This is a genomic window from Streptomyces sp. HmicA12, from assembly GCF_000373565.1.
In the GTDB taxonomy this organism is placed as follows: Bacteria; Actinomycetota; Actinomycetes; order Streptomycetales; family Streptomycetaceae; genus Streptomyces.
In genome coordinates, this window is the sequence record NZ_KB891814.1 from 41,790 (window position 1) to 67,993 (window position 26,204).

26 protein-coding genes are annotated in these 26,204 nt (G+C 71.7%); 7 read left to right on the forward strand and 19 right to left on the reverse strand.

What is annotated here, in order from left to right; translation table 11 throughout:
* Positions 1–21 precede the first annotated feature (21 nt).
* The 4 genes from B072_RS0123755 to B072_RS0123770 form a co-directional block, all read right to left on the reverse strand.
* Positions 22–2,067: a beta-galactosidase gene (locus B072_RS0123755; protein WP_018532482.1), complete on the reverse strand. Its 2,046-nt coding sequence runs from the start codon at positions 2,065–2,067 to the stop codon at positions 22–24.
* A gap of 40 nt (positions 2,068–2,107) precedes the next feature.
* A complete protein-coding gene (locus B072_RS0123760) occupies positions 2,108–3,448 on the reverse strand; it encodes an ABC transporter substrate-binding protein (protein ID WP_018532483.1) in 1,341 nt (446 codons plus the stop codon).
* 81 nt (positions 3,449–3,529) lie between these two features.
* The gene (locus B072_RS0123765; RefSeq protein WP_018532484.1) at positions 3,530–4,462 is read right to left on the reverse strand and encodes a carbohydrate ABC transporter permease; all 933 of its coding nucleotides are present in this window, start codon (positions 4,460–4,462) and stop codon (positions 3,530–3,532) included.
* Between the two features lie 5 nt (positions 4,463–4,467).
* Positions 4,468–5,394, reverse strand: a complete 927-nt coding sequence (locus B072_RS0123770) for a carbohydrate ABC transporter permease (protein WP_018532485.1) — start codon at positions 5,392–5,394, stop codon at positions 4,468–4,470.
* Between the two features lie 247 nt (positions 5,395–5,641).
* Between B072_RS0123770 and B072_RS0123775 the strand changes: the two genes are divergently transcribed.
* Positions 5,642–6,637, forward strand: a complete 996-nt coding sequence (locus B072_RS0123775; protein WP_018532486.1) for a LacI family DNA-binding transcriptional regulator — start codon at positions 5,642–5,644, stop codon at positions 6,635–6,637.
* Between the two features lie 285 nt (positions 6,638–6,922).
* Here the strand turns inward: B072_RS0123775 and B072_RS0123780 are convergent, their stop codons facing one another.
* Positions 6,923–7,483, reverse strand: a complete 561-nt coding sequence (locus B072_RS0123780) for a YbaK/EbsC family protein (RefSeq protein WP_018532487.1) — start codon at positions 7,481–7,483, stop codon at positions 6,923–6,925.
* A 43-nt stretch (positions 7,484–7,526) separates the two neighbouring features.
* The gene (locus B072_RS0123785; RefSeq protein WP_018532488.1) at positions 7,527–8,099 is read right to left on the reverse strand and encodes a helix-turn-helix domain-containing protein; all 573 of its coding nucleotides are present in this window, start codon (positions 8,097–8,099) and stop codon (positions 7,527–7,529) included.
* A 124-nt stretch (positions 8,100–8,223) separates the two neighbouring features.
* Between B072_RS0123785 and B072_RS0123790 the strand changes: the two genes are divergently transcribed.
* The gene (locus tag B072_RS0123790) at positions 8,224–9,090 is read left to right on the forward strand and encodes a DMT family transporter (RefSeq protein ID WP_018532489.1); all 867 of its coding nucleotides are present in this window, start codon (positions 8,224–8,226) and stop codon (positions 9,088–9,090) included.
* Between the two features lie 25 nt (positions 9,091–9,115).
* On the opposite strand, the gene B072_RS0123795 is transcribed toward B072_RS0123790, so the two are convergent.
* The 3 genes from B072_RS0123795 to B072_RS0123805 form a co-directional block, all read right to left on the reverse strand.
* Positions 9,116–9,733 (reverse strand): SMI1/KNR4 family protein, encoded by a 618-nt coding sequence (locus tag B072_RS0123795; protein WP_018532490.1) that lies wholly within the window; start codon positions 9,731–9,733, stop codon positions 9,116–9,118.
* A 76-nt stretch (positions 9,734–9,809) separates the two neighbouring features.
* Positions 9,810–11,135, reverse strand: a complete 1,326-nt coding sequence (locus tag B072_RS0123800; protein ID WP_018532491.1) for an MFS transporter — start codon at positions 11,133–11,135, stop codon at positions 9,810–9,812.
* 78 nt (positions 11,136–11,213) lie between these two features.
* Positions 11,214–11,828 carry a LysE/ArgO family amino acid transporter gene (locus tag B072_RS0123805; RefSeq protein WP_018532492.1) on the reverse strand — a complete coding sequence of 205 codons (615 nt, stop codon included), beginning with the start codon at positions 11,826–11,828 and terminating at the stop codon, positions 11,214–11,216.
* Between the two features lie 69 nt (positions 11,829–11,897).
* Between B072_RS0123805 and B072_RS0123810 the strand changes: the two genes are divergently transcribed.
* Positions 11,898–12,806 carry a LysR family transcriptional regulator ArgP gene (locus B072_RS0123810; protein WP_018532493.1) on the forward strand — a complete coding sequence of 303 codons (909 nt, stop codon included), beginning with the start codon at positions 11,898–11,900 and terminating at the stop codon, positions 12,804–12,806.
* Positions 12,807–12,824: 18 nt separating this feature from the next.
* Here the strand turns inward: B072_RS0123810 and B072_RS0123815 are convergent, their stop codons facing one another.
* Both B072_RS0123815 and B072_RS0123820 read right to left on the reverse strand, forming a co-directional pair.
* Positions 12,825–13,856, reverse strand: coding sequence for an NlpC/P60 family protein (locus B072_RS0123815; protein ID WP_026246224.1), 1,032 nt, complete (start codon positions 13,854–13,856; stop codon positions 12,825–12,827).
* Positions 13,857–14,147: 291 nt separating this feature from the next.
* Positions 14,148–14,900, reverse strand: coding sequence for an acyltransferase (locus B072_RS0123820; protein WP_420707567.1), 753 nt, complete (start codon positions 14,898–14,900; stop codon positions 14,148–14,150).
* A gap of 131 nt (positions 14,901–15,031) precedes the next feature.
* On the opposite strand from B072_RS0123820, the gene B072_RS0123825 reads away from it, so the two are divergent.
* Entirely contained in the window at positions 15,032–15,553 is a 522-nt protein-coding gene (locus tag B072_RS0123825) for a gamma carbonic anhydrase family protein (protein ID WP_018532496.1), read from the forward strand.
* 43 nt (positions 15,554–15,596) lie between these two features.
* Here the strand turns inward: B072_RS0123825 and B072_RS0123830 are convergent, their stop codons facing one another.
* Positions 15,597–16,250 carry a DedA family protein gene (locus B072_RS0123830; protein ID WP_018532497.1) on the reverse strand — a complete coding sequence of 218 codons (654 nt, stop codon included), beginning with the start codon at positions 16,248–16,250 and terminating at the stop codon, positions 15,597–15,599.
* 203 nt (positions 16,251–16,453) lie between these two features.
* Positions 16,454–16,891: a DUF4442 domain-containing protein gene (locus B072_RS0123835; RefSeq protein ID WP_018532498.1), complete on the reverse strand. Its 438-nt coding sequence runs from the start codon at positions 16,889–16,891 to the stop codon at positions 16,454–16,456.
* Between the two features lie 83 nt (positions 16,892–16,974).
* On the opposite strand from B072_RS0123835, the gene B072_RS43925 reads away from it, so the two are divergent.
* Positions 16,975–18,378, forward strand: coding sequence for an MFS transporter (locus B072_RS43925; protein ID WP_199791089.1), 1,404 nt, complete (start codon positions 16,975–16,977; stop codon positions 18,376–18,378).
* A gap of 222 nt (positions 18,379–18,600) precedes the next feature.
* On the opposite strand, the gene B072_RS0123845 is transcribed toward B072_RS43925, so the two are convergent.
* The 5 genes from B072_RS0123845 to B072_RS0123865 all read right to left on the reverse strand — a co-directional run bounded on the left by B072_RS0123845 (position 18,601) and on the right by B072_RS0123865 (position 23,549).
* A complete protein-coding gene (locus B072_RS0123845; RefSeq protein WP_026246225.1) occupies positions 18,601–19,392 on the reverse strand; it encodes a transglutaminase domain-containing protein in 792 nt (263 codons plus the stop codon).
* A 90-nt stretch (positions 19,393–19,482) separates the two neighbouring features.
* The gene (locus B072_RS0123850) at positions 19,483–20,343 is read right to left on the reverse strand and encodes a spermidine synthase (RefSeq protein ID WP_018532501.1); all 861 of its coding nucleotides are present in this window, start codon (positions 20,341–20,343) and stop codon (positions 19,483–19,485) included.
* A gap of 52 nt (positions 20,344–20,395) precedes the next feature.
* Entirely contained in the window at positions 20,396–21,271 is an 876-nt protein-coding gene (locus B072_RS0123855) for a patatin-like phospholipase family protein (protein ID WP_018532502.1), read from the reverse strand.
* Positions 21,272–21,367: 96 nt separating this feature from the next.
* Positions 21,368–22,552 carry an elongation factor Tu gene (tuf, locus tag B072_RS0123860; protein WP_018532503.1) on the reverse strand — a complete coding sequence of 395 codons (1,185 nt, stop codon included), beginning with the start codon at positions 22,550–22,552 and terminating at the stop codon, positions 21,368–21,370.
* A 289-nt stretch (positions 22,553–22,841) separates the two neighbouring features.
* The gene (locus B072_RS0123865; RefSeq protein WP_018532504.1) at positions 22,842–23,549 is read right to left on the reverse strand and encodes a DNA alkylation repair protein; all 708 of its coding nucleotides are present in this window, start codon (positions 23,547–23,549) and stop codon (positions 22,842–22,844) included.
* A 116-nt stretch (positions 23,550–23,665) separates the two neighbouring features.
* Between B072_RS0123865 and B072_RS0123870 the strand changes: the two genes are divergently transcribed.
* Positions 23,666–24,433, forward strand: coding sequence for a TVP38/TMEM64 family protein (locus B072_RS0123870; protein ID WP_018532505.1), 768 nt, complete (start codon positions 23,666–23,668; stop codon positions 24,431–24,433).
* Here the strand turns inward: B072_RS0123870 and B072_RS0123875 are convergent.
* On the reverse strand, positions 24,430–25,602 hold the full coding sequence (locus tag B072_RS0123875) for a thiolase family protein (RefSeq protein ID WP_018532506.1): 1,173 nt from the start codon (positions 25,600–25,602) through the stop codon (positions 24,430–24,432). The two genes, B072_RS0123870 and B072_RS0123875, sit on opposite strands and share 4 nt — an antisense overlap.
* Before the next feature lie 124 nt (positions 25,603–25,726).
* On the opposite strand from B072_RS0123875, the gene B072_RS0123880 reads away from it, so the two are divergent.
* On the forward strand, positions 25,727–26,200 hold the full coding sequence (locus tag B072_RS0123880) for a winged helix-turn-helix transcriptional regulator (RefSeq protein WP_018532507.1): 474 nt from the start codon (positions 25,727–25,729) through the stop codon (positions 26,198–26,200).
* Positions 26,201–26,204 lie beyond the last annotated feature (4 nt).

Below are 26,204 nucleotides of genomic sequence, written 5' to 3' on the forward strand. Positions count from 1 at the left end.
ACAGCAGGGGGCGGCCGACGGTCAGACGGCGGGCGTGCGCAGGACCGCGACCTCGCGTGGCGGCAGCACGATCCCGTCGCCGGTGACCGCCGGGCCGACGAGCACGTCACCGGTCACTCCCGGCAGCGTCACGGACTCCTCGCTGCGGTTGACCAGGAAGACGTAGCGGTGCCCGGCGTCCCTGCGTACGACGCGCTCCACCAACCCCCGCGCCTGCGCCGGGAGTTCACTGCTCACCCCGGAGGGTGCGAGCAGTTCGGGCAGCAGCGTGGTGAGCCCCTCGACGCCGAGGCGGGTCGAGACGTACGCGGCCGATCCCCGGCCCGTCGTACGGCGGGTGACCGCCGGGCGGGAGGCGTAGGCGCCGGTGCGGTAGCGGGCGACGACCTCGACGTCCGGCCCCTCGACGTCGATCCGGTCGGTCCACAGGCTGCCGGTGGTCGCGTTGTCGAGGTCGACCGCGACGCCGTCGAGCAGCGGCCCGAACTCCTCGACGCGGATGCCGAGCAGGTCGCGCAGGGCGCCCGGATAGCCGCCGAGGTGGATGTGGTCGTTCTCGTCGACGATCGCGGAGCAGTACGTCGTGACGAGGTGGCCGCCGCCCTCGACGTACCGGGTGAGCTCCTTGGCGAGCGGCTGCGGCATCACGTGCAGGACGGGCGCGACGACGACGTCGTACGGGGACAGGTCGGTGGTGCGGGCGGGCACGATGTCGGCGCGGATGCCGAGGCGGAGCAGCGCCGAGTACCAGTCGAGGGCCTCGCGGTGGTAGTCGAGGCGCGAGGTGGGGTGCGAGTCCTGCTCGACGGCCCACCAGGAGTCCCAGTCGAACAGGACGGCCACGCGGGCGGGTTCGCGTTCGCTGCCCGCGATCGGGGCGAGCCGCTCCAGGGTGTGGCCGAGCGCGACGACGGACCGGAACAGCTCGCTGTCCTCGCCGGCGTGCGGCACCATCGCCGAGTGGTACTTCTCGGCGCCCGCCCGGGACTGCCGCCACTGGAAGAAGCAGACGGCGTCGGCGCCGTGCGCGACGTGCAGCAGCGAGTCACGCGCCAACTCCCCCGGCAGCTTCGGCAGGTTGACGGGCTGCCAGTTCACCGCGCTCGTGGAGTGCTCCATCAGGAACCACGGGCGGTGACCCGAGATGCCGCTCGTCAGGTTGGCGGCGAAGGACAGCTCGTCGCGGTCCTGCGGCCCGGGGATGACGTAGTGGTCATTGGCGACGAAGTCCACCTCGCCCGCCCAGTCCGCGTAGTCCATGCCCTTCGTGCCGCCCATGACCATGAAGTTGGTGGTGACGGGCACCTCGGGGGTGAGCTCGCGCAGCAGTTCGCGCTCGGCGACCAGGTGCTCCTTGAGCGCGTCCGACGAGAACCGCTTGAAGTCGAGCTGCTGGGTGGGGTTGGGGTGCGAGGCGGCGAGCCGCGGCGGCAGGATCTGCTCCCAGGCGCTGTAGTGCTGCGACCAGAACGCCGTCCCCCAGGCGTCGTTGAGGGCGTCGAGCGTGGTGTAGCGGCGCCGCAGCCACGTACGGAACGCGTGGGCGGCGTCGTCCGAGTAGTCGTAGACGTTGTGGCAGCCCAGCTCGTTGTTGACGTGCCAGGCGACCAGGGCCGGGTGATCGGCGTACCGCGTCGCCAACTCCCGTACGAGACGCAGCGCGTGCTCGCGGAAGACGGGCGAGGTGGGCCGCCAGTGCTGGCGCGCGCCCGGCCACAGCGTCTCGCCGGACGCCGTCACCGGCAGGATCTCCGGGTGCGCGGTGGTCAGCCACGGCGGCGTCGACGCGGTGGCGGTGGCCAGGTCGACGCCGACGCCGTTCGCGTGCAGCAGGTCCATTATCTCGTCGAGCCAGCCGAAGTCCCAGGTGTCGGCGGTCGGTTGGAGCCGGGCCCAGGAGAAGATCGCCAGGGAGACGACGTTCACCCCGGCCGCGCGCATCAGCCGGACGTCCTCCTCCCACACCTCCCGCGGCCACTGCTCGGGGTTGTAGTCGGCGCCGTAGCCGAGGCGACGGGAGCCGTCGGAGCCCTTCGCGTACGGGAAACGGGAGGCGGGGGAGGTCATCGGGGTCCTTCCACTGGTGCGGGGTGATGCTGCGGGCGGGCTACTTCTCGACGGTGAAGCCCTGCTCCGAGCCGTACTTGACGGAGGCGTCCTGCCACGACTTCAGACCGGCGGAGAGCTTGGTGCCCGAGACGTACGCCTTGCCCACGGTGTCGTTGAAGATCGAGTTCGCGTAGACCTGGTACGGCAGGTACTTCCAGTCGGTGGGTACGTTCTTCGCGGACTCGGCGAAGATCTTGTTGGCCTTCTGGCCGCCGAAGTAGGGGAAGGCGGTGTCCTGGAAGGACTTCGAGTTCAGGTCCTTCGACGTCGCGGGGAAAGCGCCGTTCTCGATCCGGGTCTGCACGCCCGCACCGGAGTTCGCGTACTCGACGAAGGCGTAGGCGAGTTCCTTGTTCTTGCCGAGGGCGGGCAGCGCGAGGGAGCTGCCGCCGTTCTCGGCCGACGCGGTCTGGCCCGCGGTCCACTGCGGCAGCGGGGCCACGCGCCAGTCACCGGACGCGTTCTTCACGCCGGAGGCGAAGTTGGCGGGCATCCAGGCGCCGATCGGCAGGGTGGCGATGGTGCCGTCGCCGAGGCCCTTGTACCAGTCGTCGCTCCAGCCGGCGACGGGCGAGACCAGCTTCTCGTCGATGAGCTTCTGCCAGGTGTCGCTGTACTTCTCGGCGCCCGCGTCGGTGAAGTCGATGCCGACCTTGGTGCCGTCCACCTTGTACGGGTGCGAACCGGCCTGCCACAGAAGGCTGGTGGTGAGCCCGGCGTCGCCGACGTCGCTGGTGATGTACGCCTTCGGGTCCGCCTTGTGCAGCTTGCGGGCGGCCTCGACGTACTCGTCCCAGGTCTTCGGGACGGCGATCTTGTACTTGTCGAAGACCTTCTTGTTGTAGAACAGCGCCATCGGGCCGGAGTCCATCGGCAGGCCGTACACGCCCTCCCCCGCCTTGACCGAGTTCCAGGGGCCGGGCGAGTACGAGTCGGCCAGCTTCTCGGCGCCGTAGGGCGTGAGGTCCGTGACCTGCTTGGTCAGGGAGTACTGGCCGAGCGCGTAGTACTCGATCTGCGCGACGTCCGGGACGCCCTTCTTCGCCGAGATGGCGTTCGACAGGGCCTTGTACTGGTCGTTGTTGGTGCCCGCGTTGACCAGCTTGATGTCGACCTTCGGGTACTTCTTCTCGAAGTCGGCGACGACCTGCTTGAGGGTGGGCTCCCACGCCCACACGGTCACCGTGCCGCCCTTCTTCAGGGCGGACTGGATGTCGGCCGAGCTGACCTTCCTGTCGCTGGAGCTGTCGTCGTCGGAGCCGCCGCAGGCGGTCGCTCCGAGGGCGAGGGCGCAGACGAGGCCTATGCCGCCGAGCAGGCGGCGGGAGTGCTTGGGCATGGGGATGCTTCCACTTCGTCGTGGTTGAACGGGGGTGGTGAAGGGAGACGGTGCTGCGGAGGGTGAACTGCGGTACTGCGCCTACTCCTTGACGCTTCCGGCGGCGAGCCCGGACTGCCAGTACTTCTGGAGCATGAGGAACGCGGCGATCAGCGGCACGATGGTGATGAGCGAGCCGGTGATGACCAGGTTGAAGACGACCTCGCCACCGGCCGCGTAGGCCTGCTTGTTCCAGGCGTCGAGGCCGACGGTGAGCGGGTACCAGTCCGGGTCCTTCAGCATGATCAGCGGCAGGAAGTAGTTGTTCCACGTCGCGACCGTGGTGAAGAGCAGGACGGTGACGGTGCCGGGGGCGAGCAGCGGCAGGGCGACCCGGAAGAAGGTGCGCAGCTCCCCCGCGCCGTCGATGCGCGCGGCCTCCAACAGCTCGACGGGAACGGCCTCCGCGGCGAACACCCACATCAGGTACAGGCCGAACGGGGAGATCAGCGACGGCAGGATCACGGCCCACGGGGTGTCGGTGAGGCCCATCTTGCTGAACATGAGGAACGTGGGGACGGCGAGCGCCGTCGTCGGCACCGCGACCGCGCCGATGACGACGGCGAACACGGCGCGCTTGCCGGGGAAGTCGAACTTGGCCAGCGCGTAGCCGCCGAGAACGGCGAGGAGCGTGGCGCCGCCCGCGCCCACCACGACGTACAGCAGGGTGTTGAGGAGCCAGCGGCCGAAGACGCCGTCCTGGTAGGTGAAGGTCTCGGTGATGTTGTGCCAGAGCTGGAAGTCGCCGTCGAACCACAGGCCGAACGAACGGGCCAGCCCTGCCTGGGACTTGGTCGCGCTGATCACCAGCCACACCAGCGGCAGCAGGCTGTAGAGGAGGACGACGAAGGTGAGCACGGTGAGCAGGACGCTGCGGCGCGGGCGGCCGGGGCTGTGCGCGCGGCGCGGGGTGCGCAGGCGCGGGACGGCCGGACCGGCCGGTGCCTTCGGCCGCGGCGGGGTGGTGGTAGTCATCGCGCTCACGCTCCCTTGCGCATGCCGCGCAGCTGGACCACGTAGGCGACGATCATCGTGATCACGCCCATGACGATGGCGACCGTCGCGGAGTAGTTCTGCTGCTGGCCGGAGAAGGACAGCGAGTACGTGTAGAAGTTCGGGGTGTAGTCGGTCGTGATCGCGTTGGGCGCGAGCTTCTGCAGGATGGCCGGCTCGTTGAAGAGCTGGAAGCTGCCGATGATCGAGAAGATCGTGGCGATGACGAGCGCGCCGCGGATCGCGGGCAGCTTGATCGAGGCGATGACGCGCCACTGGCCCGCGCCGTCGATCATCGCCGCCTCGTAGAGCGAGTGCGGGACGACGCGCAGCGCCGCGTAGAAGATCAGCATGTTGTAGCCGACGAACTCCCAGGTCACGATGTTGCCGATGGACGCGAGGATCAGGTCCGGGGAGAGCGGGTTCGGCAGGCTCACGCCGAGGGCGTCGTTGATGTCGCCGACCAGGCCGAAGCGGGTGCCGTAGATGAAGCCCCACATGAGGGAGGCGACGACGGCGGGGACCGCGTAGGGCAGGAAGACGGATATCCGGAAGAAGTCCTTGCCGTACAGCCGTCCGCTGTCGAGCGCGAGCGCGACGAGGAGGGCGAGGCCCAGCATGATGGGCACCTGGATCAGCAGGAACAGCCCGACCCGCAGCACGCCGTCCCAGAACTTCGGGTCCTGGAAGGCCTGTTGGTAGTTGTCGAGGCCGACGAACGTCGTCCCGCCGATCAGCTGGGTACGGAACAGGCTCAGGTAGATCGAGTACACGAGCGGCGCCAGGAAGACCAGCGCGAAGACGAGGGCGAAGGGGCCGATGAACCCCCACCCCGTCCACGAGCGGCGCGCCTTGCGTGCCGGTGGCCCGGCCGGGCGCCGGCCTGCGGCGGCCGACGGTTGAAGCGTCGTCATCGTGCGTCCCTCGCTCGTGCGTCCTCGCGGGCGGCCCTCGATGTTTACGCAAACATCGCTGGGCGTGAGCGCCCCGTGTGTTGTTATGTTTACGTAAACATCCGGTGGCGGAATGTCTACACTGCCCACGGGAGACGGTCAAGAGTCGGCCGGTGAACGGATACAGCGACGGGTGAGGCACACGGTGACAGCAACAACGGGCGACGTCCCCGCCCCGGGCGGCGGGCGACGCGGGCGCGGCGCCTCGATGGCGGACGTCGCGCGGGTCGCGGGGGTCTCCTCGCAGACGGTCTCCCGCGTCTCGAACGGGTTCTCCGGCGTCAACGAGGAGACCCGCGAGCGCGTCCTCACCGCCATGCGGGAGCTGGACTACCGGCCCAACAGTGCGGCGCGGGCCCTGAAGCGCGGCAAGTTCCACACCATCGGCGTCATCACCTTCACGCTCTCGACGACGGGCAACGTCCGCACCCTGGAGGGCATCGCGACGTCGGCGGCCCAGGAGGGTTTCGCGGTCACGCTGATGCCGGTCGCGGTGCCGACGCAGGACGAGGTGCGCGGCGCGTTCTCGCGGCTCGGGGAACTGGCCGTGGACGCCGTGATCGTCATCATGGAGGTCCATCTGCTCGACTCGGGCCGGCTCACCCTGCCCCCGCACGTCCAGGTCGTGGTCGTCGACTCGGACGCGGGCGACCGCTTCGCGGTGGTGGACACGGACCAGGCGGGCGGCACGCGCGACGCGGTACGCCATCTGCTCGACCTGGGCCACGAGACGGTCTGGCACCTGGCCGGGCCCTCGGACTCGTTCGCGGCCCAGCGCCGAACGGATGCCTGGCGCACGGCACTTGAGGACGCGGGCCGCGCGGTTCCGGTGCCGGCGCGGGGTGACTGGTCGGCGGAGTCGGGGTACCGCGCGGGGCTCGAACTGGCCGCGGACCCGAACTGCACCGCCGTGTTCGCGGCCAACGACCAGATGGCGCTCGGTCTGCTGCGGGCGCTGAACGAGCGCGGCCGCAAGGTTCCTGACGATGTGTCAGTGATCGGCTTCGACGACATCCCGGAGTCGGGCTCGTTCCTGCCTCCGCTGACCACGGTGCACCAGGACTTCGCCGAGGTCGGCCGGCGGTGCGTGGAGAGCGCGCTGCGACAGGTGCGGCAGGGCGCGGCCGAGCGGGGCACGACGCTGGTGCCGACGCGGCTCGTGGTGCGGGACAGCACGGGTCCGGCGCCTGTCCCTCCGGGCTGACTCGGCTCGGGCTGGCCCGGCGTCGGGTGCGTGGCGGTTTTGTCGGCGGGTGCGGGTGCGTGTTTGTCGGCGGGTGCGGGTGCGGGCGCGTGTTTGTCGCCGGGTGCGGGTGCCTGGGGCTTCTCGCGCAGTTCCCCGCGCCCCTGAAGGCATGCGCTCCGCGCCGCCTTCCCCGAAGGAGGCGGCGCACGAAGTGCGCACCTCCAGGGGCGCGGGGAACTGCGCGACCAGCCACGACGCGAGGAGCGCCCGCGATGCGAGCAGCCGCCCGGCAGCGTCGGGCGGCTAACCCGCCACGCCCAGCCCCTCGATGACGACGGCGCCCGGAACCTCGGCGAGCGCCTTGCCGGGCACGATCAGCTTGCCGCGGCGGGTGCCGCTGCCGATCAGGACGTACGGGAGGTCGACGACGGCCGCGTCGACGAGGACGGACCAGTCGGCGGGCAGCCCGATCGGGGTGATGCCGCCGTACTCCATGCCGGTCTCGCCGACGGCGATGTCCATGTCCGCGAACCTGGCCTTGCGGGCGCCGAGTTGACGACGCACGACCCCGTTCACGTCGACCTTGGTCGTGGACAGCACGACGCACGCGGCCAGGGTGGACTCGCCGCCGCGCTTGCCCGCGACGACGACGCAGTTCGCGGACCGCGCGAGGATCTCGGGGCCGTAGTGCTCGACGAACGTGGCAGTGTCGGCCCACTGCGGGTCGGTGTCGACGTGGATCAGGTCCTGCGCAGGCACCGTGCCGCGCCAGTGTCGGACGGCGTCGGCGACGGGACGGGTGAGCACGTCGAGGGCTTCCGGAGCCGGGCGGACGTGGTCGAAATCTCCGATGGGTGCGCGCATGGCGGCACGCTAACAGCCAGCGCGCGCCCCGGAGTCGGGTGTCTCAGCGTTCGAACGGCACCGAGACCGCCATCACCATCCGGGCCGGGACGTCGCCGTCGTTGCGGTACTCGTGCGGTACGTCCGCCTCGAAGGTGACGCTCGCCCCCTGCGGCACCCGGTGCGGGACGCCGTCCACGGCCAGCGTCAACTCGCCCTCGGTGACGTGGAGGAGCTCGACGGTGCCCTGCGGGTGCGGGTCGGAGGCGCTGCCCTCGCCGGGCTGCAGCAGCCAGTCCCACATCTCCAGCGGGCCCGGCGCCTCGGTTCCGGCGAGCAGCCGGTGATAGCTGCCCGCCTCCGTGGACCACAGGCGCACGGCCTGCTCGGCGGGCACGATCCGCACCTTGGGCCCCTGCTCGTAGTCGAGCAGCGTGGTGATGCTGATGCCGAGCGCGTCGCCGATCTTGACGACGGTGCCGATGCTCGGGTTGGTGCGGGCCTGCTCGATCTGGATGAGCATGCCGCGGCTGACACCGGCCCGGGCGGCGAGCGCGTCCAGGGTGAAGCCGCGCTCGGAGCGCCAGTGTTTGACGTTGCGCGCGAGCGACTGGGTCAGCAGGTCGAGGTCCGACACGTTCCGTCCATGGGTGAGCGAGCGAGAAAGGTCGCAGTCCAATATTTTGAATGACAGCGTACAGTTCACTGAACTACGGTGTGGTGCACTTCAGCGTTCACCGAACTGTACTGCGAGGCCCGCCATGACAGCACTCTTCGCCCTGGCCACCAGCCTGCTCATCGGCCTGGCCGACTTCGGCGGCGGGGTGCTGACACGACGTACCCCCGCCCTCACCGTGGTGGTCGTCTCGCAGTCCATCGCGGCGGCCGTTCTCGCGGTGATCGTCGTGGCCACGGGCGGTTGGCACGCCGCGGAACCGCGGCTGTGGCTCGCCGTCGTCGCGGGCCTGGTCGGCCCGCTCGCCATGCTCGCCTTCTACAAGGCGCTCGCCCTCGGCCCGATGGGCGTGGTCTCCCCGCTCAGCACGGTCGGTGTCGCCGTCCCGGTGGGCGTCGGGCTGGCGGTCGGTGAGCGGCCGGGGCTGCTGCAGGCCGCCGGCATCCTGGTCGCGGTCGTGGGGGTCCTGCTCGCCGGGGGCCCGCAGTTCGGGGGCGCTCCGGTGCAGCGGCAAACGGTGCTGCTCACGCTGGTCGCCGCCTTCGGTTTCGGCGCGGTGATGGCGCTGATCGCGGAGGCGTCGACGACGCTGCCCGGCCTGTTCCTCGCCCTGTTGGTGCAGCGGGTGACGAACGTGGTGGCGGGTGGTGCCGCGCTGTACGCCTCGGCGCGGCGCGGGGCCCCGGTGCTGCCCGAAGGCGGCGGCCTGCGCCTGCTCCGGGCGTCCCTGCCCGCCCTCGCCTTCGTCGGCCTGGCGGACGTGGCCGCCAACGGAACGTACTCACTGGCGGTGCAGCGCGGCCCGGTGACGGTGGCCGCGGTGCTGGCCTACCTCTACCCGGTCATCACCGCCCTCGCGGCCCGCGGCATCCTGCGGGAACGGCTGCGCGGGGTGCAGGCGGCGGGCGCGGGCCTCGCCCTGGTCGGCACGCTGCTGCTGGCGACGGGCTGAGCGGCATCGGGGTGTCCCGGGAGGATCACACCTCGCCTCGGAAGCTTCTGTACTCGTCGTTCATCAGATCCCAGAAGGACCGGTGGCGAACGGCGCCCGGCAGCCAGTGGGCGAGGTGCCAGGCCTCCCACTCACCGTCCGCACCGACGACGTGGGGGTTGAGGAGATAGACGTCCGTGGCGTTCGGGGTGTGGCTGATCTTCAAGGTGTCCGGCAGATATGCGGGGCGGAACGAGAGCGGGTCCTGGGCCTCGCCGTAGACGAAGTACTCCTCGTCGTCCACCTGCACGTACCCGTCCCAGCCGGAGACGAGATCCGGCTCCAGGTCGCGGGTCCAGCCCACCTCCCGGGCCGACAGGAGCCGGTCGATGCTGTCGGTGGTGTCGAGCCAACCGTCGCTCGCCCGCAGGAACTGCCGATAGCTCGGCGGCAGAGCCACACCCAAGCGCTTTTCCTGCGCGGCGAGTTCCTCGTCGGTGACACCGGCGGTGCCCAGCCAGCGCGCCCTGCGCACCGCCTCGGGGAACGGCTCGGCGCGCTCCTGCTCGTGCAGTACGGGATCGAGCCACTCGTCGCTCCACCGCTGCAGCAACTCCCGCCACGCGTAGCGGTGTCCACCGTCCTGACCGGGCTCCTCGTCCATGGCGAGAGAGTAGAGGCAGCCACTGACAACGGCCCTCGGGTGCGGCGGAAACCGGCTGCCCGCCCCGACCGCCCGCTCAGATCCGGTACTTGCGCAGCGCCGGCACCGTGAACGCGAGCCCCAGCATGGCCACGACCACGAGGAGTCCGCCCCCGACGACGGCCTGGCGGGCGCCGAACGCGGAGCCGGCCGCGCCGTGCAGGACGTCGGCGAGCCGCGGGCCGCCCGCGACGACGACGGTGAAGACGCCCTGCATGCGGCCGCGCATCTCGTCGGTGGCGGCGGACAGCAGGATCGCCCCGCGGAACACCATCGAGACCATGTCGGCGACCCCGGCCACCGCGAGGAAGACCACGGCGAGCCACAGACTTCCGCTCAGCCCGAACCCGGCGATCGCCGCGCCCCACGCCACGACCGCGCCGATCACCATCCAGCCGTGCCGTCGGGCCCGCGAGAACGTGCCGGAGAAGAGCCCGCCGACGACGGCCCCGATGGGGATCGCCGCGAACAGCAGACCCAGGGCGAGCCCTTCCCCGTACGAGCCGTACGTCTCCGAGGCGAGCTGCGGGAACAGGGCGCGCGGCATTCCGAAGACCATGGCGATGATGTCGGCCAGGAACGAGAGCAGCAGCACCTTGTGCGCCGAGATGTAGCGGAAGCCCTCGGCGATCTCGCGCACGCCCGCGCGGCGCTTGGCCGCGGCGACGAGCGGCGGCAGCGCGGGCAGTCGGTAGACCGCCCAGACGGTGACGCACAGCGCGAGGGCGTCGATGAGGTACAGCTCGGGCAGCCCGATGACCGGTATGAGGACGCCGGCGAGCAGCGGTCCGACGACCTGCCCGGTCTGCATGACGGTCGAGCCGAGCGCGTTGGCCGCGGGGAGTTGCCCCTCGGGCACGAGCCGGGCGATGGAGGCGTTGCGCGCCGGGGCGTTGAGACCCCAGAACGCCTGCTGCATCGCGAGCAGCACCATCAGTACGGCGACGGAGTCGAGCCCGCTCGCGGCCTGCAGCCAGAACAGCACCGAGGTGACGGCGATGCCGCAGTTGGTGATCAGCAGCAGCTTCCTGCGGTCCACGCTGTCGGCGACCGCGCCGCCCCACAGCGCGAACACGATCAGCGGCACGAGCCCGGCGAGGCTCGCGGCGCCGACCCATGCCGAGGAGCCGGTGATGTCGTAGATCTGCTTCGGCACGGCGACGGCCGTGAGCTGACTGCCCACGGCCGTGACGATGGTCGAGGTCCACAGCCTGCGGTACGCGGGGATGCGCAGCGGCCGGGTGTCCATCGCGAAACGGCGCCAGCCGCGTCGCGCCTCGCCGGACGCCTGCGGGTCCTGGGGTCGCTCCGGCTCGGATTCGGTGCCGGAACCGCTGGTGCTACTGCTCTCGCTCGTGTCCACGTACTTCCTGCTTGCTCGCTACATCTATCGGCTGCAGGGTTCACTATCGCAGTACCGGCCGAGCCCCGGAACAGCGTCTCAGCTTCCGGCGATCAGCAGGGTCCCCATCGCGACCATGGTGGCGGCGACCAGCCCGTCGAGGACCCGCCAGGCGGCGGGCCTGGCGAGGAAGCGGCCGAGCAGCCGGGACCCGAAGCCGAGCGCGGCGAACCAGCACAGGCTGGCGAGGGCCGCGCCGAGCCCGAAGGTCCAGCGCAGCGAACCCTGGCCGGCTGCGACGGAGCCGAGCAGGAACACGGTGTCGAGATAGACGTGCGGGTTGAGCCAGGTCATGGCGAGACAGGTGAGCACCGCCCGCCGCCGCGACCCGGGCGCCTCGCCCTCGGCCCGCAGGGCGCCGACCGGCTTGATCACCCGGCGTGCGGCGAACGCGCCGTAGGCGAGCAGGAACAGGCCGCCGATCCAGCCGACCGCGGTCAGCGCCTGCGGGTACGCGACCACCAGAGCTCCCACGCCGCCCACGCCCAGCGCGATGAGCACGGCGTCGGACACCGCGCAGATCCCGACGACCTCGAGCACGGCGTCCCGTCGCACACCCTGGCGCAGCACGAAGGCGTTCTGGGCTCCGATGGCGACGATGAGCGAGAGGCCGGTGCCGAATCCTGCGGCCGCGGCGGCGAGCGAAGCGTTCATGCCTCTGAAGCTACGGAAGCGATCACCGCACGTACAGCTAAAGATTCTTACGTAACATTAGCGCTCGTGATGACTCCGGAGCTGCCGCTCGACCAGGTCAGGACCCTGCTCGCCGTGATCGACGAGGGCACGTTCGACGCGGCGGCGGCCGCGCTGCATGTGACGCCGTCCGCGGTCAGCCAGCGCGTGAAGGCCCTGGAGCAGCGCACGGGACGGGTCCTGCTCGTCCGGACGAAACCGGTGCGGGCCACCGAGTCGGGCGCGGTCGTGGTCCGGTACGCCCGTCAGCTCGCCCGCCTGGAGCGGGACGCGTACGCCGAACTGGGCCTGGGCGCCGAGGACGAGAAGCCGCGCCGGGTCTCGGTCGCGGTGAACGCGGACTCGCTGGCCACCTGGTTCCTCGACGCGCTGACGCGGGTGGAGCGGACGCCGCTGCTCTGCTTCGAACTGCACCGCGAGGACGAGACCAACACCGCCGAACTGCTGCGCGAGGGGCGGGTGATGGCCGCGGTGACCTCGTCGCCGGAACCCGTGACGGGCTGCTCGGTGCGTCCTCTCGGGCGGATGCGCTATCTGGCGGCGGCGACCCCGGACTTCGTCGGGCGCCACCTCGACGGCCCCCTGCGCGACACGCTCCCGCACGCCCCGGTCATGACCTTCGACCGCAGCGACGACCTCCAGGACGCGTTCGTCCGCACCCTGCGCCGGGGCCGCGGCGCGGCGAGCGCGGTCCGGCACGCGGTGCCCACGTCGGAGGGTTTCGTCGAGGCCGTCGCCCTCGGTCTCGGCTGGGGCATGCTCCCCGAGATCCAGGCACAGCCCCTGCTGGAGGCGGGCCGTCTCATCCAACTGGCGCCGGAGCGCCCGGTCGACGTCCCGCTCTACTGGCAGCAGTGGAAACTCGACTCCCCCGCGCTCGCGGTGGTGGCGGAGGCGGTGGCCACGGCCGCGAGCGGTGCGCTGCGCGGCCGGACCTAGAGCGCAGAGTCTCTCCGCTCAGCCCGCGACGCGGACGCCGAACTGGAAGCTGCCGATCGTGCTCATCGACTCGTACCGGACGACGGCACCCGGGTACGGCGCGTGCAGCACCTGGCCGCCGCCCGCGTACAGGCCCACGTGCTCGGTGTTGTTGAAGAAGACCAGGTCACCGGGCTTGAGCTGGCTCATGCCTATCCTCGTGCCGTCGTTGACCTGGGTGTAGGTGACCCGTGAGATCTGGAGACCGGCCTGGCCGTAGGCCCACTGCGTGAGGCCCGAGCAGTCGTAGGAGTTGGGGCCCGTGCCGCCACGGACGTACGGCTTGCCGATCTGGGAGGCGGCCGCGCTCAGGGCGGCGGCACCGTACCGGGAGGCGGCCGCCTCGTTGCCGAGGTCGACGCGGCCCGCGGAGGAGCGGCTGGCACGCGCCTCTTCGTCGGCCATCTCCTGACGCTCGGCCGCCGTCAGGGAGTTGAGCAGCTTCTGCGCCTTGCTGAGCTTGCCCTGGATCTCGTCCTTCCGCTTGCCGAGCTCGGTGCGCGTGTCGGCGAGGTCCTTGAGCTTCTCGGAGGCCTCGGAGCGCTCCTGGGCGAGCGTGCGCTGCTTCGCCTGGACCTTCTTCAACGAGTCCAACTGCTGCTCGGACAGCGAGTCGAGGGTGGACGCCTTGTCGAGGTAGTCGTCCGGGTCCGCGGAGAGGAAGAGCTGTACCGAGGGGTCGATGCCACCGGAGCGGTACTGCTCACTGGCCATCGCGCCGATGCCCGACCGCAGTTCGTTGAGCTCGTCCTGCTCGCGGGCGACCTTGTCCTGAAGCTGGTCTATCTCCTTCTCCAGCTTCTTCTGCTTCTCCTTGGCCCCGTCGTACTGGTTGGTGGCCCGCTCCGCCTCTTCGTAGAGCTTGTCGACCTTCGCCTTGACCTCGCTCTTCGTGGGCTTCGGGGCCGCGTTGGCGGCCTGCGAGGTGAGGGCCACGGCAGCGGCCGCGGTCACGGTGAGCACGGTCACGCGGGTGCGGCTCGACTGCTTGGGTCGACGGTGGGACGCCACGAAGGCGAGCTCCTCTTCCTCCAACCGCCCGCAGAACAAAGACGCATGGGCGGCGCCCCTCCACCGTCACTCACCTGATGTGAATGATCGCCCGAGCGGAGGTTCGAGCCCTGACCTTAGTAACCTTCCTGTGACCATTTCAAAGTTTGACGTGCAAAATCTCGGCCGCGTCTGCAATCTTTATGCACAACTCACGTGCAGTGATGCTCATTTGACGCTACGTCGCACGCCCGCGCCGCCAACCAGGGCAAGAAGAACGTACGTTGCGGTTCCTATCGAACCGGACACGACCTAGGGCGTGTCCTCCAGGTCGGCCAGCGCCAGCAGTTGCTCCGGCGTCACGTGCGCGGGGATCGGCTGCGGCGTGGGCGTGCGCAGCGGTGGCTGCCAGCCCGCCTCCTTGTCCCAGGTGCGCACGACGCGGGCCGGTGCCCCCGCCACCACCGCGTGGTCCGGGATCTCGCCGCGCACGACGGCGCCCGCCGCGACCACGACGTTCCGGCCGATGCGGGCGCCGGGCAGGATCACGGCGTTGGTCCCGATCCAGCAGCCGGGGCCGATCTCCACCGGCTCCATCCGCGGCCACTGCTTGCCGATGGGCTCGTCCGGGTCGTCGTAGGAGTGATTGGTCGAGGTGATGTAGACGTTCGGGCCCATGTAGACGTCGCGCCCGACGGTCACGGTGGTGTCGGCGATGACGTGGCTGCCGCGCCCGATGACGACGCCGTCGCCGATGGTCAGGATCGGGTCGGGGCCGAGGTCCAGGTCCGGCATCATTCCGGCCGTCAGCGTGACCTGTTCGCCGATGATGCAGTGCTCGCCGAGCCGGATCCACGGCTCGCCGAACAGGGTGCCCTGCGGGAAGGCGAGCCTCGTGCCGGCGCCGATCGCGCCGAACCGGTGGCCGCCGGGCTGCGCGGCCGTCACAGCGCCCTTGCCCTGGGCCCAGCGCCAGCACGCGTGGACGGCGCGGTGGGCGAGCCCGCCCTTGGACCGCCCTTTGACCCCGTCCTCGGACGAGAACACGTTCCCATTCATCGGCACGCCGCTACGTTACTCATCCGTACCGTCCGCCCCCACCTCACCGCCCTGTGATCTTCACCCCAAGGGTCCACGGGTACGGTTCGCTCAGGCGCGACGCACCACCATCGAGAGTTCGACAGTCAGGAGCAGCCATGGCCCACGAGGCACTCGTCACCGGGTTCGGGGACAAGGAACCGAAGCTGGACCAGGACGCGTTCGCGGCGCCGACGTCCGCGCTGATCGGCGACGTCACCCTGCACGCGGGCGCGAGCGTCTGGTACGGCGCGGTGCTGCGTGCGGAGTTCGAGCCGATCGTGCTCGGCGCCGACAGCAACATCCAGGACAACTGCACGGTCCACGTCGACCTCGGGTTCCCGGTGACGGTCGGCGAGCGCGTCTCGGTCGGTCACAACGCGGTGCTGCACGGCTGCACCATCGAGGACGACTGCTTGATCGGTATGGGCGCGACGGTGCTCAACGGCGCGGTGATCGGCGCGGGTTCCCTGGTGGCGGCCCAGGCCCTGGTCCCGCAGGGCATGGTGGTCCCGCCGGGTTCCCTGGTGGCGGGCGTCCCGGCCAAGGTGAAGCGCGAGCTGACCCAGGAGGAGCGCGAGGGCGTGACCCTCAACGGCACGCACTACGTGGAGCTGGCGAAGATGCACCGCGCCCTCTAGCCACCGGGGCCGGGGCGCGGTCGACCACCCGCGCCCCGCGGCCTCACTCGGCCGCGACGACCGCCGCCTCCGCCTCGGCCGCCTCGTGCTCCGCCGCGGCCTTGGCGGCCCGCCGCTTCACGAGGAGCATCGACGCGAGCCCCACCAGCACCGCGGCGCCGAGACCCACGTACGAGAACCGCTTCAGCCAGTCTTCCGCGACGACGCCCACGTAGTAGATGACGGCGGTGGTGCCGCCGGCCCAGACCACGCCGCCGAGGAAGTTCGCGATGAGGAACTTCCAGTACGGCATGTGCAGCACGCCCGCGAGCGGTCCGGCGAAGATGCGCAGCAGCGCGATGAACCGCCCGAAGAAGACGGCCCACATGCCCCACTTCTCGAAGGAGCGCTCGGCAGTGGCGACATGGGCGGGCCCGAAGTGGCGTGGGAACTTGGCGCCGAGCTTGGCGAGCAGCGGCCGTCCGCCCTTGCGCCCGATCGCGTACCCGATGGAGTCACCGATGACGGCACCCGCGCTGGCGCAGGCGCCGAGGACGATCGGGTTGACGTCGCCGTGCTGCGAGGACAGCAGCGCGGCGGAGACGAGCACGATCTCGCCGGGCAGCGGGATGCCGAGACTCTCGAGCCCGATGACCCCCGCCACCAGGGCGTAGATGGCGACTGCCGGAATCGTGTCGAGCCACTCCTGGACGTGCAAAGCCGCCGCCTCCTGATGCGAACCGTGTGCTCGGCGTGCGCGTTCCCCGTCTGGCCGCGCACGCCGGGCAGCCTACCTGTTCCCTATGACGCCACCGAGCCTCGGAAGGTGCATCGGTGCGCGCTGCGAATCGGCCGGGAACCCGGATGCGGCGAACCCCGGACGCCGCGTGGCGTCCGGGGTTCGTGCGGTTCACGGACCGGTCAGTTGTTGGGACGCAGCGTCCAGACGACGGTCATCTCGCCGGTCACGGCGCCGTCCTCGCGCCGGATCTCGATCGCGACCGGGAACTCGGGGCGTTCGCCCGCGTCCAGTTCGGCGACGACGTCCGCGGCCGGGCGGCCGAGCGTCGCCGTGGCGGTGACCGGGCCCATGGCCAGCTTCTTGTACGCGATGTCGGCGCTGACGGCCAGCGGCACCGCGCGCGACAGTTGGTCGCCGAAGGCGGCGAGCACGATGGCGCCGCTCGCGGACTCGCCGAGCGTGAACATCGCTCCGGCGTGCGGACCGCCCACGTGGTTGTGGAACTCGCCCTGATCGGGCAGGGCGACGACGGCCTTCTCGGGGGTGGTCTCGTGGAACTCGAGGTTCAGGGTGCGGGCCATCGGCACCGTGGCGGCGAGCATCTCGCCGATGGACATCTGGTCTGCGCTCATACCGCGAAGGTTACCCACGAGTAGCAAGCTTGGCCATCCCCCTGGCCCCGGCATCCGAGATCGCCCGAATGTTGGCAGGAAGGGCGCTCACCAGGGATAGTCCCTCAGTGACCTCCTCAGCCGACGCCCCGTCGACCCCGTCGAAGAGCCCGCGCCGCCCCGCGTGGGCCGGGCGGAACTACACACTGCTCGCCACGTCGGCGTTCATCACCGCCCTCGGGGCGAACGGGGCGCTGATCGCGTCCGCGTTCGCCGTCCTGGAGTCGGGCGGCGACGGCGGCGACGTGGGTCTGGTGGCCGCGGCCCGCACCCTGTTCCTGGTGATCTTCCTGCTGGTCGGCGGCGCCGTCGCCGACCGGCTGCCGCGCCACCACGTGATGGTCGCTGCCAACGCCCTGAACTTCTTCTCGCAGGGCGCCTTCGCGCTCCTCGTTCTCATGGGCGACCCGCAGCTGTGGCAGATGATGGTGCTCAGCGCGCTCGGCGGCATGGGGCAGGCGTTCTTCAGCCCGGCGGCCGAGGGCATGCTGATGGCGTCGGTCACCGGTGAACAGGCGAGCCGCGCGTTCGCGCTGTTCCGGATGGCGATGTCGGGCGCCGCGGTGGCCGGTGCCGCGCTCGGCGGTGCGCTGGTGGCCGCGTTCGGTCCCGGCTGGGTGCTCGCGGTGGACGCGGCTGCGTTCGCGGTGGCCGGCGCGCTGCGCTGCTTCCTCGACGTGAGCCACATCGCGCCGCGGGAACCGGGCGGCGGGCTGCTCTCCGACATGCGCGACGGCTGGCGGGAGTTCGTCTCGCGGCCCTGGCTGTGGGGCATCGTCGCCCAGTTCTCGGTGGTGGTCGCCGTGGTCGGCGCCGCCGAGGCGGTGTTCGGGCCGCTGGTGGCGCGCGACGAGCTCGGCGGGGCCGGGCCGTGGGGGTTCGCGCTGGGCGCGTTCGGCGTCGGCACGATCCTCGGCGGGCTGCTGATGATGCGCTGGAAGCCGAAGCGCCTGCTGTTCGCGGCGACGCTCTCGGTGTTCTCCCTCGCCCTGCCGTCGGCGGCGCTCGCCGTCCCGGTGCCGCTGCCCGCGCTGGTGGCGGTGATGTTCGTCAGCGGCGTCACCATCGAGATCTTCGGCGTGTCCTGGATCACCGCACTGCACCAGGAGATCCCGGAGGAGAAGCTGTCCCGGGTCTCCGCCTACGACTGGTTCGGCTCGGTGGCGATGGTGCCGATCGCGACGGCGCTCGCGGGTCCGGCGGAGTCGGCGTTCGGACGGTCCGCGTCACTGTGGGGCTGCGCGGCGCTGGTCGTCGTGGCGACGACGGCGGTGCTCTTCGTCCCGGACGTACGCCGTCTACGACGCCGCGAGTCCACCCCGATCACGGGCGACCCGGCCGCGGGCCGCGCGGACGTGGTCGGCGTGGTCGACTCGGTGATGGGCGCCGAGATCGGAGCGGCCGCGACCCGGGACGCCACACCGCCGCGCTGAGGACGTCTCGCGCCCGACCTTGACGCCGGGCATGTCGCGCAGGTGATCGCGGCGTTCGCCCTTCACCTCCGGGCGGGGCCGACACCCCGGCCGTGCGCCGGACACCGGGCCTAATGCCACTCCCCGGCCGAAACACCGGGCACGGCCACCGGTCGCCCGAGCGCCGGCTTCCCCAAGACCAGACCGGACGCCTGGCCCAGGACGGATTCCATGGCCCGCCCGCTAGAACCCGGCCGCCCGCCGCCCGAGCACCGGCTCGGCCACGAGCCGGGCGGTGGCGCACAGCGTCTGGCCATGGCGGTCGAAGAGGTCGTCGCGCGAGTCGAAGTGCCCCAGATCCGTGAGCACGTAGGCCGAGAGGTCGCACGCACCGGCCGAGGCCGAGCAGGGCGCGGCTCCGTCCCAGTCGACGGCGGTCCTGGACAGCGCCTCGAAGAGCGTTTCCGGCCCGGCGTTCGTGAAGCCGCCACCGACGTGGCCCGCCGAGGTGCCTGCCTCCGCGAACAGTTCAGACACGGGCAGCCAGCGCGCGGCGGCACGGCCGTCCTCCGGCAGACCGTCGACGCGGAACTCCGGCCAGGCCAGGACGACGTGGCGCGGGACGAGTCGACGCAGTCGAGGGAAGCGCGGGTACCAGAAGGAGCCGTCCACCACGAGGCCACGCACTCGGGTGGGCACGCCCCACACGCGCGCGACAGCTTCCAGGACGGCCATCCGCTGACTGCAGGAGCCCCGGCCGCGCCGCAGGATCGCGGACACCGGCCGGATCTCCTCGACCGAGTACACGGGCCGCACCTCCGCGCAGATCCACCGGTGCGCCCGGCGCAGATCAGCCACCGTGTCCGCGCCGCGCTCCCCGTCCTGGCCCGCCCTGCCGATGTTCCGCACGGCGGCGCGCACGGGTGAATGGTGCAGGTCGAGAATCCGCGTCGGCGCCGTGCCCCCGAGCGCCTCGGACTCGTCGGGCCCCGCCCGGCGCACTCTTCCCCGCGGCATCAACAGCGCGCTCACCATGGCCTGCCCCCGTCCCGTTCGCCGGGCAGCCAGCCTCCCAGATTTTTTGAACACGTTCAAGCAGGGGCGGCCTCGGACCCTGCCCCGACCTCACCCCACGCTGAACGATCCCCCCGGCGGCACCGGCGACGGCACCGCGTCCGCGTCGGTCACCGGTCGGGCGTCGCCCACGAAACGGCGTAGCGCCGCACCGTGTTCGACCCGGGCGGGGAACGCGTCGCGTGCGGTGCGGTGGGCCAGTTCGACCACGTCGAAGTCGGTCCGGGACGCGACGAGCACGGCGTTGCCGAACCGCCGTCCGCGCAGCACCGCGGGCTCGGCGACCAGGGCGACATGGGCGAACACCGCGGAGAACGTGGCCAGTTGGGAGCGCAGGAAGGCGAAGGGCGCGCTGTCCGCGAGGTTCGCCGCGTAGGTGCCGCCGGGGCGCAGGACCCGGTCCGCCTCGCGCGCGTACGCCTCGGTCGTCAGGTGGGCGGGCACCCGGGAGCCGCCGAAGACGTCGGCGACGAGCACGTCCGCGCTGTCCGTCGGAGCCGCCTCCAGCCAGGCGCGGGCGTCCCCGCCGTGCACGTCGATGCCCGCGCCGTCGTCCGGCAGCGGCAGATGCTCGGCGACGAGGGCGCGCAGCCCCCGGTCGGCCTCGACGACGTCCTGCCGGGAGCCGGGCCGGGTCGCGGCGACGTACCGGGGCAGGGTCAGGGCACCGCCGCCGAGATGCAGCACGTCCAGCGGCCGCCCCTCCTCGCCGGCGCAGTCGAGTACGTGGCCGAGGCGCCGCGCGTACTCGAACTCCAGGTACGCGGGGTCGTCGAGGTCGACGTACGACTGCGGCGCCCCGTCCACCGTGAGCAGCCAGGCCCGGCGCCGGTCCACGTCGGGCAGCAGCTTGGCCGTGCCGTGGTCGACGGCGCGGGTGACGGGTATCGGCTCGGGGTCGGGTGCGTTCACACGCCCATTGTGCCGGGGGCCCGCCGGGCCGCGCCCCTGCCCACCCGCGCTCCTAGGTCTCGAGGCCCGGTCCGGCCGACGACGGTCCGCCGCTCCACGTCCGGGCGACCTCCGCATGGTGCCCCGCGGCCTGTTCGCGGCCCGCGCGGGCCGCCGGTGCGCGGCGGGACGGGTCGAGGGCGTTGCGGCCGAAGGCGGCGCGGGCCGCGCGGTCCGGGGTGATGAGGGTGACGTGGGCGCCCGCGTCGGCGAGCCGGGCGGCCTGGGTGCGGGCCGCGTGCAGGACGCCGCCGCCCGCGGCGATGGGCGCGATGACGACGACCCGGTCGTGCCCCTCGGCGAGCTGGGCGTTGGCCGGGGAGCGGGTGCCGCCGTCGATCCAGCGGTCGCCGTCGATCGTCACCGGGGGCCACACGCCCGGCACGGCGCAGCTCGCCGCGACGGCGTCCACCAGGCCGACCCCGCAGGCCGCGTCGAAGACCCGGAACGCACCGGTGTCCGCCCGCACGGCGGTGACGAGGAGGCGACGCCCGGGCCAGTCGTGCGAGAGCAGCCGGCCCGCGATCACCGCGCGGCGCTCCGCCTCGCCGGGCGTGCGGGCCGCCAGGGCCATCCGCCCGAGCTTGCGCCCGTACGACTCGATGCTCCGGGAGGAGAGCGCCGCGCGGGCGTACCGGAACATCGCCGTGGAACCGAGGTGGCCCGTCATCTCCCCTGCGGAGGATGCGAGTTGACGCTCGTACAGGGTCGCAGGCGTCAGCTTTCCCGAGGTGAGCTGGGCGCCGACGACCGCGCCCGCCGAGGTGCCGACGACGGTGTCGGCGTCCCACAGGTCGGTGCCCGCCTCGGCGAGCCCGTACAGCACGCCGGACATCCAGCCGATGCCGGCGAGCCCGCCGCCCCCGAGTACGAGTGCCCTGCCCGCCACCGCGACCTCCGCCGGTCCGTTCCCGCCCCGTTGTCAGCGGTCAGTGTGACGTACGGGAGCGGGCCCGGGACATGGAGGTCCCGGGCCCGACCCGCCTCACTCGACGGAGGTCACCGTGCCCGCGCCGACGGTCCGCCCGCCCTCGCGGATCGCGAAGCCGAGCCCCGACTCCAGCGGCACGTCACGCCCCAGCTCGACCGTCATGGTGACGGTGTCGCCGGGCCGCGCGACGGCCGTCTCACCGAGGTCGACGTCGCCGACGACGTCCGCGGTGCGCAGGTAGAACTGCGGCCGGTAGCCGGTCGCGACGGGCGTCGACCGGCCGCCCTCCTTCGCCGACAGGACGTAGACCTGCGCGGTGAAGCGCCGCGCGGGCCGCACGCTGCCGGGCTCGGCCACGACGTGCCCGCGCCGGACCGCGTCACGGGCGACGCCACGGAGCAGCAGCGCGACGTTGTCGCCGGCCTGCGCCTCGTCCATCGGCTTGCCGAAGGTCTCGACGCCGGTGACGACGGTCTCCACGTCCTCGGCCGTGCCGTAGACCCGCACCCGGTCACCGACGCGCACGCGCCCGCGCTCGACCGCGCCGGTCACGACGGTCCCCCGCCCGCTGATGGTCATGACGTTCTCGACCGACAGCAGGAACGACGCGTCCACGTACCGCTCCGGCATCGGCACGTACGTGTCCACCGCGTCGAGCAGCGCCTCGATGGACGCGGTCCACCGCGGGTCCCCGTCGAGCGCCCGCAGACCGGAGACCCGGACCACCGGGACGGAGTCGCCCCCGTACCCGTGCGCGGACAACAGGTCGCGCACCTCCAGCTCGACGAGGTCGGTGAGCTCCTCGTCACCGGCGTCCGCCTTGTTGATGGCCACGACGATGTGGTCGACGCCGACCTGCCGGGCGAGCAGCACGTGCTCCGCCGTCTGCGGCATGATCCCGTCGAGCGCGGAGACGACGAGGATCGCCCCGTCGAGCTGGGCCGCGCCGGTGACCATGTTCTTGACGTAGTCGGCGTGGCCCGGCATGTCCACGTGCGCGTAGTGCCGGGTGTCGGTCTCGTACTCGACGTGCGCGATGTTGATGGTGATGCCGCGCTGCGCCTCCTCGGGGGCCTTGTCGATGCGGTGGAATGGGACGAAGGTGGCGAAGGTGCCCCCGCCGCGCTCGGCGAGGACCTTGGTGATGGCGGCGGTCAGGGTCGTCTTGCCGTGGTCGACGTGGCCCATGGTGCCGATGTTCAGGTGCGGCTTGGTGCGCACGTATGCCGTCTTGGGCATGGCTGACTGGTTCCTTCCGGAACTTCAGGAAAAGTGGTGGCCTCCTGCGGGAGGCGGGGACCCCTGAGCCGGACCGACCCTCCCCCTGCGGGGTCCGCCGGAATGTCCGGAGAGGGTCAGCTTCGCGCGCCGTCTGCTGCGGCGGCCAGGAAAGCGGCAGCCTGAGCTGCGTCCGCGACTGCGGACGGAGCTGCGAGGAAGGCGTGCCGGAACATGAGGCAGATCTTCGCCCACGGAGCGCCGCACGTCGAACGATTTTCCGCGCCCGGCACGGGCGTCTCTCAGCCGGTCACGGCCCTACGTTCTTCAGGGCTTCCCGCACCGACAGCGGGGCGAGCACGTCGCGGTGGGCGGCGACGAAGGACCGTACGGCGTCCGCGTCCGTCTTCGCGTACTCGCGCAGCGCCCAGCCGATCGCCTTACGGATGAAGAAGTCGCCGTGACCGGCCTGCCGCAGGCAGTAGGCGAACAGCCGCTCCGTGTCCGTCTCCTCCTTGTGGCGGAGCTGGTGGAGCAGAGCGGTCCTGGCGACCCACAGGTCGTCGTCCTCGATCCACGCGTCCATGTCGGCCGTCAGCTTCGGATCGGCGGCGACGAGCCCGCCCACCACATGGGCGGCGAGGTGGTCGACGGTGTCCCACCAGGGCACGGTCGTGACCAGATGCCGGGCCACCGGCAGGAAGCCCGACGACAGCAGACGGACGTGGCGGCGCAGACAGTCGATGGCGAAGTAGGCGTACTCGCGCTCGGGCAGTGCCCAGCAGCGCAGCGCGAGGGCGGTGAGGTCGGTCTCGTCGGGCCGCGGGGTTCCCTCCAGTACCTCGCGCGACAGCCCCCTCCGTACGGGTGAGGTGAGCCCGAGGAAGGGGGCGACGTCCTTCATGTACGCACGCATCTGCGCGGCCCGCTCCGGATCGGCCGCGGCGCCGTAGACGGCGGGCAACCGGCCGAGGACGGTGTCGGCGTAGGCGCTGGGCGGTGGCGTGATGACGGCCACGATCGCTTCCCCTCTCTCCTCCGCGAGCTGCGGGAACCGCGCGCAGTACCGGATCTGCCGGAAATGTGAGACACAACCTACGGCGATCTTACGTAGGTGTCGGTTAGTCTCCCCGGATGCTCGACACCGTCCCCGCCCGTCCCGCCGGGCTCGCCGCACGCTGCACCAGGGTGCTGGTCTCCCCCTGGTCACGGCTGTCGCTCCTGGTGATGCTGCTGGCCGCGGGTGCGACGTGCGTGCTGCTCTTCGAGCCGCAGCGGCTGCTCGAGGACGGCTGGCCGCAGCAGATGACCGGGGCGTTCGCCGTCGTCGCGTTCGCGGTGGCGTACGGCCTGTGCACGGTGGCGTTCGTGCCGAGACCCCTGCTCAATCTGGCGGCGGGTGCCCTGTTCGGCTCACAGCTCGGCCTGCTCGGCGCGATCGGCGGCACGGTGGTGGGCGCCGGTGTCGCGTTCGGTCTGGGCCGGATGCTCGGCCAGGACGCGCTGCGTCCACTGCTGCGCGGTCGCATGCTGCGGGCGGCGGACGGCCAGCTGAGCAGACACGGCTTCCGCTCGATGCTGGCGGCCCGCCTCTTCCCCGGCGTCCCGTTCTGGGCGGCGAACTACTGCGCGTCGATCTCCCGGATGCGCTGGGCCCCGTTCCTGCTGGCCACGGCGCTCGGCTCGATCCCGAACACGGCGGCGTACGTGGTCGCGGGCGCCAGGGCGTCGACGCCAACGTCCCCCGCGTTCCTGATCGCGATGGGCTTCATCGCGATCACGGGCCTGGCGGGTGTCCTGGTCGCCTGGTTCAAGCGGCACAAGCTGACGGGCCGGGCCGGCGACGCGAGCACCCACGACACAGCGGCGCAGGAACCGGTGTCCGCCTCCTCGCCGCGCTAGAGCGCTTCCAGCACCGTGGCGTTGGCGAGGCCGCCGGCCTCGCACATGGTCTGCAGGGCGAAGCGTCCGCCCCCCGCGCGCAGCGCGTGCACCAGCGTCGTCATCAGCCGCGTGCCGCTGGCTCCGAGCGGATGTCCGAGCGCGATCGCCCCACCGTGCACGTTCAGCCGGGCCGGATCCGCCCCGGTCTCCCGCAGCCATGCGAGGACCACCGCCGCGAACGCCTCGTTGACCTCGAACAGGTCGATGTCGCCGAGGCCGAGCCCGGCCCTGCGCAGCACCTTCTCGGTCGCCGGGATCACGCCGGTCAGCATGAGCAGCGGATCGGACCCGGTCACGGCGAAGGAGTGCAGGCGGGCGAGCGGGCGCAGGCCGAGCCGGGCCGCGTACTCGCTCGTCGTGACGAGCACGGCGGACGCGCCGTCGTTGACCGGGCTGGCGTTGCCCGCGGTCACGTTCCACTCGATCTGCGGGAAGCGTTCGGCGAAGGCCGGGTCGTAGTACGCGGGCTTCAGTCCGGCCAGGACTTCCGGCGACGTCCCGGGCCGCACCGACTCGTCCCGTGTCAGCCCCTCCAGCGGGGCGACCTCCGCGTCGAAGAGCCCGGCGTCCCACGCGGCGGCGGCCTTGCGGTGGGACTCGACGGCGTACGCGTCCATCCGCTCGCGCGACAGCGACCATTTCGCGGCGATGAGTTCGGCGCTGATGCCCTGCGGGACCAGGCCCTCCGGGTAGCGCGCGGCGATCCCCGGGCCGAACGGGTCGGCGCCCGCCGGCACGTTGGACCACATCGGCACCCGGCTCATCGACTCGACTCCGCAGGCGATGGCCAGGTCGTACGCGCCGGACAGGACGCCCTGCGCGGCGAAGTGCACGGCCTGCTGGGAGGAGCCGCACTGCCGGTCGACGGTCGTGGCGGGCACGGACTCGGGGAATCCGGCGGAAAGGACCGCGTACCGGGTGGTGTTCATGGCCTGTTCGCCGACCTGGTCGACGGTGCCGCCGATGACGTCGTCGACGAGCGCGGGATCGACTCCGGCCCGGTCGACGAGGGTGCGCAGGGTGTGGGCGAGGAGGGAGACGGGGTGGGTGCCGGACAGGGCGCCGACGGCCGCCTTGCCCTTGCCGACGGGGGTGCGTACGGCTTCGACGATCACTGCGTCACGCATGGCGCGGGCCTCCATGGCAGGTGAGGGTTGCGGAGGTTACGTGCGAGTAGGAATTTCGAACTCACCATAGCTCGGTGCGTTTGAAAAACAAACCCTCCCTGGTCCCGGTCCTTACACTGGGCGCATGCCTGCTGCCGCGAAGGACCCCCGCCCCTGCTCGATCGCCGACACTCTGGCGGTCATCGGCGAGAAGTACTCGCTGCTCGTGCTGCGCGAGGTGTGCCTGGGCAACGGCCGGTTCGACCGGCTGGTGCGCAACATCGGGGCGCCGCGCGACATCCTGGCCGGCCGGCTGCGGCGGCTCGTCGACGCGGGAATCCTGGAGAAGGTCGCCTATCAGGAGCGGCCGCAGCGCTTCGAGTACCGGCCGACGGCGGCGGGACTCGAACTGGAACCGGTGCTGATGACGCTCATGGCCTGGGGCGACCGCCATCTGCGCGACGGCGACCGCCCCATGGTGGTCGAGCACAGGTGCGGGCACGATCTGGTGCCCTCGGTGAGGTGCGCGGCGTGCGGCGAGGAGGTGCGCCACGAGGATCTCCGGGCGCACCCCCAGTCTCCGGGCTGGACGACGTCGGGCCCGGAGGCCGCGGCTTAGCACG

Coding starts and splice junctions, on each gene's coding strand:
- B072_RS0123875 (WP_018532506.1), bottom strand. CDS start 25,602: ATGCGTGACGCAGTGATCGTCGAAGCCGTACGCACCCCCGTCGGCAAG.
- B072_RS0123780 (WP_018532487.1), bottom strand. CDS start 7,483: ATGCGCGCACCCATCGGAGATTTCGACCACGTCCGCCCGGCTCCGGAA.
- B072_RS0123845 (WP_026246225.1), bottom strand. CDS start 19,392: ATGGTGAGCGCGCTGTTGATGCCGCGGGGAAGAGTGCGCCGGGCGGGG.
- B072_RS0123825 (WP_018532496.1), top strand. CDS start 15,032: ATGGCCCACGAGGCACTCGTCACCGGGTTCGGGGACAAGGAACCGAAG.
- B072_RS43925 (WP_199791089.1), top strand. CDS start 16,975: ATGTTGGCAGGAAGGGCGCTCACCAGGGATAGTCCCTCAGTGACCTCC.
- B072_RS0123765 (WP_018532484.1), bottom strand. CDS start 4,462: ATGACTACCACCACCCCGCCGCGGCCGAAGGCACCGGCCGGTCCGGCC.
- B072_RS0123835 (WP_018532498.1), bottom strand. CDS start 16,891: ATGTCCATCGGCGAGATGCTCGCCGCCACGGTGCCGATGGCCCGCACC.
- tuf (WP_018532503.1), bottom strand. CDS start 22,552: ATGCCCAAGACGGCATACGTGCGCACCAAGCCGCACCTGAACATCGGC.
- B072_RS0123790 (WP_018532489.1), top strand. CDS start 8,224: ATGACAGCACTCTTCGCCCTGGCCACCAGCCTGCTCATCGGCCTGGCC.
- B072_RS0123755 (WP_018532482.1), bottom strand. CDS start 2,067: ATGACCTCCCCCGCCTCCCGTTTCCCGTACGCGAAGGGCTCCGACGGC.
- B072_RS0123795 (WP_018532490.1), bottom strand. CDS start 9,733: ATGGACGAGGAGCCCGGTCAGGACGGTGGACACCGCTACGCGTGGCGG.
- B072_RS0123760 (WP_018532483.1), bottom strand. CDS start 3,448: ATGCCCAAGCACTCCCGCCGCCTGCTCGGCGGCATAGGCCTCGTCTGC.
- B072_RS0123770 (WP_018532485.1), bottom strand. CDS start 5,394: ATGACGACGCTTCAACCGTCGGCCGCCGCAGGCCGGCGCCCGGCCGGG.
- B072_RS0123775 (WP_018532486.1), top strand. CDS start 5,642: ATGGCGGACGTCGCGCGGGTCGCGGGGGTCTCCTCGCAGACGGTCTCC.
- B072_RS0123810 (WP_018532493.1), top strand. CDS start 11,898: ATGACTCCGGAGCTGCCGCTCGACCAGGTCAGGACCCTGCTCGCCGTG.
- B072_RS0123880 (WP_018532507.1), top strand. CDS start 25,727: ATGCCTGCTGCCGCGAAGGACCCCCGCCCCTGCTCGATCGCCGACACT.
- B072_RS0123805 (WP_018532492.1), bottom strand. CDS start 11,828: ATGAACGCTTCGCTCGCCGCCGCGGCCGCAGGATTCGGCACCGGCCTC.
- B072_RS0123870 (WP_018532505.1), top strand. CDS start 23,666: ATGCTCGACACCGTCCCCGCCCGTCCCGCCGGGCTCGCCGCACGCTGC.